The organism is Gordonia sp. p3-SID1431 (assembly GCF_025143765.1).
Classification (GTDB): domain Bacteria; phylum Actinomycetota; class Actinomycetes; order Mycobacteriales; family Mycobacteriaceae; genus Gordonia; species Gordonia hongkongensis.
Window position 1 is genome coordinate 1 of the sequence record NZ_JAMBDT010000180.1, and the last position, 3,431, is coordinate 3,431.

The 3,431-nt window shown below is 64.1% G+C and carries 2 protein-coding genes; both read left to right on the plus strand.

Annotated features, from left to right (window positions below):
* Nucleotides 1-22 precede the first annotated feature (22 nt).
* Nucleotides 23-2,128, plus strand: a complete 2,106-nt coding sequence (gene fusA / locus M4D77_RS23610) for an elongation factor G (protein ID WP_078113127.1) — start codon at nt 23-25, stop codon at nt 2,126-2,128.
* 105 nt (nt 2,129-2,233) lie between these two features.
* On the plus strand, nt 2,234-3,424 hold the full coding sequence (gene tuf, locus M4D77_RS23615) for an elongation factor Tu (RefSeq protein ID WP_004020593.1): 1,191 nt from the start codon (nt 2,234-2,236) through the stop codon (nt 3,422-3,424).
* Nucleotides 3,425-3,431 lie beyond the last annotated feature (7 nt).

Genomic DNA, 3,431 nt, shown 5'->3' on the forward strand with positions numbered 1-3,431 from the left:
AGCGAAAATGCGAGGCGATTAAGTGGCACAGGAAGTGCTCAGCGACCTGAACAAGGTTCGCAACATCGGCATCATGGCCCACATCGATGCCGGCAAGACCACCGCCACCGAGCGAATCCTCTTCTACACCGGTGTGAACTACAAGATCGGTGAAACCCACGACGGTGCCTCGACCACCGACTGGATGGAGCAGGAGAAGGAGCGGGGGATCACCATCACCTCCGCGGCGGTGACGTGTTTCTGGAACAAGAACCAGATCAACATCATCGACACCCCCGGCCACGTCGACTTCACCGTCGAGGTGGAGCGCAGCCTCCGCGTGCTCGACGGCGCGGTCGCCGTGTTCGACGGCAAGGAAGGCGTCGAGCCGCAGTCCGAGCAGGTCTGGCGTCAGGCGGAGAAGTACGACGTCCCGCGTATCTGCTTCGTCAACAAGATGGACAAGCTCGGTGCGGACTTCTTCTTCACCGTGCGCACCATCGAGGAGCGCCTCGGCGCCAAGCCGCTGGTCCTGCAGCTGCCGATCGGCGCCGAGGACAACTTCGACGGCGTCGTCGACCTCATCGAGCAGAAGGCGATCACCTGGCGCGGAACCGTCGAGATCGGCGCTGCGCCGACCATCGAGGAGATCCCCGCCGATCTGGTCGACCAGGCTGCGGAGTGCCGCGAGAAGCTCCTCGAGACGGTCGCCGAGACCGACGAGGCACTGCTCGAGAAGTACTTCGGCGGCGAAGAGCTGACCACCGAGGAGATCAAGGGCGCGATCCGCAAGCTCACGATCGCCCGTGAGTTCTACCCGGTGATCTGTGGCTCGGCGTTCAAGAACAAGGGCGTGCAGCCCATGCTCGACGCGATCATCGACTACCTGCCGTCCCCGCTGGACGTGCCGTCGGTCGAGGGTCACGCCGTGGGCGACGAGGAGGAGATCCTCTCGCGCAAGCCGTCCGCGGACGAGCCGTTCTCGGCTCTCGCGTTCAAGATCGCGGCTCACCCGTTCTTCGGCAAGCTCACCTTCGTGCGCGTGTACTCCGGCAAGATCAACGCCGGCACCCAGGTGCTCAACGCCACCAAGGGCAAGAAGGAGCGCGTCGGCAAGCTCTTCCAGATGCATGCCAACAAGGAGAACCCGGTCGAGGACGCCACCGCGGGCCACATCTACGCGATGATCGGTCTCAAGGACACCACCACCGGTGACACCCTGTGCGATTCGGCGTCGCCGATCGTGCTCGAGTCCATGAGCTTCCCGGACCCGGTCATCAACGTCTCGATCGAGCCGAAGACCAAGTCCGACCAGGAGAAGCTGGGCACCGCGATCCAGAAGCTCGCCGAAGAGGACCCGACCTTCTCGGTCCAGCTCGACGAGGAGACCGGCCAGACCGTCATCGGCGGTATGGGCGAGCTCCACCTCGACATCCTCGTCGACCGCATGAAGCGCGAGTTCAAGGTCGAGGCCAACGTCGGCAAGCCGCAGGTGGCCTACCGCGAGACCATCCGCAAGACGGTCGAGAAGCACGAGTTCACCCACAAGAAGCAGACCGGTGGATCGGGCCAGTTCGCGAAGGTCATCATCAAGCTCGAGCCCCTGGTGGACGCCGAGGACGGTGCGACCTACGAGTTCGCCAACGCCGTCACCGGTGGCCGCGTCCCGCGCGAGTACATCCCGTCGGTGGACGCCGGTGCCCAGGACGCCATGCAGTACGGTGTCCTCGCCGGATACCCGCTGGTGAACCTGAAGGTCACCCTGCTCGACGGTCAGTACCACGACGTCGACTCCTCGGAGATGGCGTTCAAGATCGCCGGCTCGCAGGCCCTGAAGGAAGCTGCGCGGATGGCCGGTCCGGTCATCCTCGAGCCCCTGATGGCCGTCGAGGTCACGACTCCCGAGGACTACATGGGTGACGTGATCGGCGACCTGAACTCCCGCCGTGGCCAGATCCAGGCCATGGAGGAGCGCAGTGGTGCGCGTGTCGTGAAGGCACAGGTGCCGCTGTCGGAGATGTTCGGCTACATCGGAGACCTCCGGTCGAAGACCCAGGGCCGGGCAAACTACTCCATGGTGTTCGATTCGTACGCGGAGGTTCCCGCGAACGTGTCGAAGGAAATCATCGCGAAGGCCACCGGCGAGTAAACCCGGTCCTAGCGACATGCGCCGACCAGTTCTGCGCACCAACGTAAGAAGAAAACCCCTGCTGGGATCCGCCCAGTAGAGCAACAAGTCCAGGAGGACAATCAAGTGGCGAAGGCGAAGTTCGAGCGGACCAAGCCGCACGTGAACATCGGCACCATCGGTCACGTCGACCACGGCAAGACCACGCTGACCGCGGCCATCACCAAGGTGCTGCACGACAAGTACCCGGACCTCAACAAGAGCTTCGCGTTCGATCAGATCGACAAGGCTCCCGAGGAAAAAGCTCGCGGTATCACGATCAACATCTCGCACGTCGAGTACGAGACCGAGAAGCGTCACTACGCCCACGTCGACGCCCCCGGTCACGCCGACTACATCAAGAACATGATCACCGGTGCTGCCCAGATGGACGGCGCGATCCTCGTGGTCGCCGCCACCGACGGCCCGATGCCGCAGACCCGCGAGCACGTGCTGCTGGCCCGCCAGGTCGGTGTGCCCTACATCCTGGTCGCCCTGAACAAGGCCGACATGGTCGACGACGACGAGATCATCGAGCTCGTCGAGATGGAGGTCCGCGAACTGCTGGCCGCCCAGGAGTTCGACGAGGAAGCCCCGGTCGTCAAGGTCTCGGCTCTCAAGGCCCTCGAGGGTGACCCCGAGTGGACCAAGTCGGTCGAAGAGCTCATGGCTGCCGTCGACGAGTCGATCCCGGACCCGGTCCGCGAGACCGAGAAGCCGTTCCTCATGCCCGTCGAGGACGTCTTCACCATCACCGGCCGCGGCACCGTGGTCACCGGTCGTGTGGAGCGCGGCGAGGTCAACGTGAACGAGGAAGTCGAGATCGTCGGCATCCGCGAGAAGAGCACCAAGACCACCGTCACCGGTATCGAGATGTTCCACAAGCTCCTCGATTCGGCACAGGCAGGCGACAACGCCGGTCTGCTGCTCCGCGGCCTCAAGCGTGAGGACGTCGAGCGCGGTCAGGTCATCGTGAAGCCGGGCACCACGACCCCGCACACCGAGTTCGAGGGCCAGGCGTACATCCTGTCCAAGGACGAGGGCGGCCGTCACACCCCGTTCTTCAACAACTACCGTCCGCAGTTCTACTTCCGTACCACGGACGTGACCGGCGTCGTGACCCTCCCCGAGGGCACCGAGATGGTCATGCCGGGCGACAACACCGAGATGAGCGTCAAGCTCATCCAGCCGGTCGCCATGGACGAGGGCCTGCGTTTCGCCATCCGCGAGGGTGGCCGCACCGTCGGTGCGGGTCGAGTCACCAAGATCACCAAGTGATCTCGTT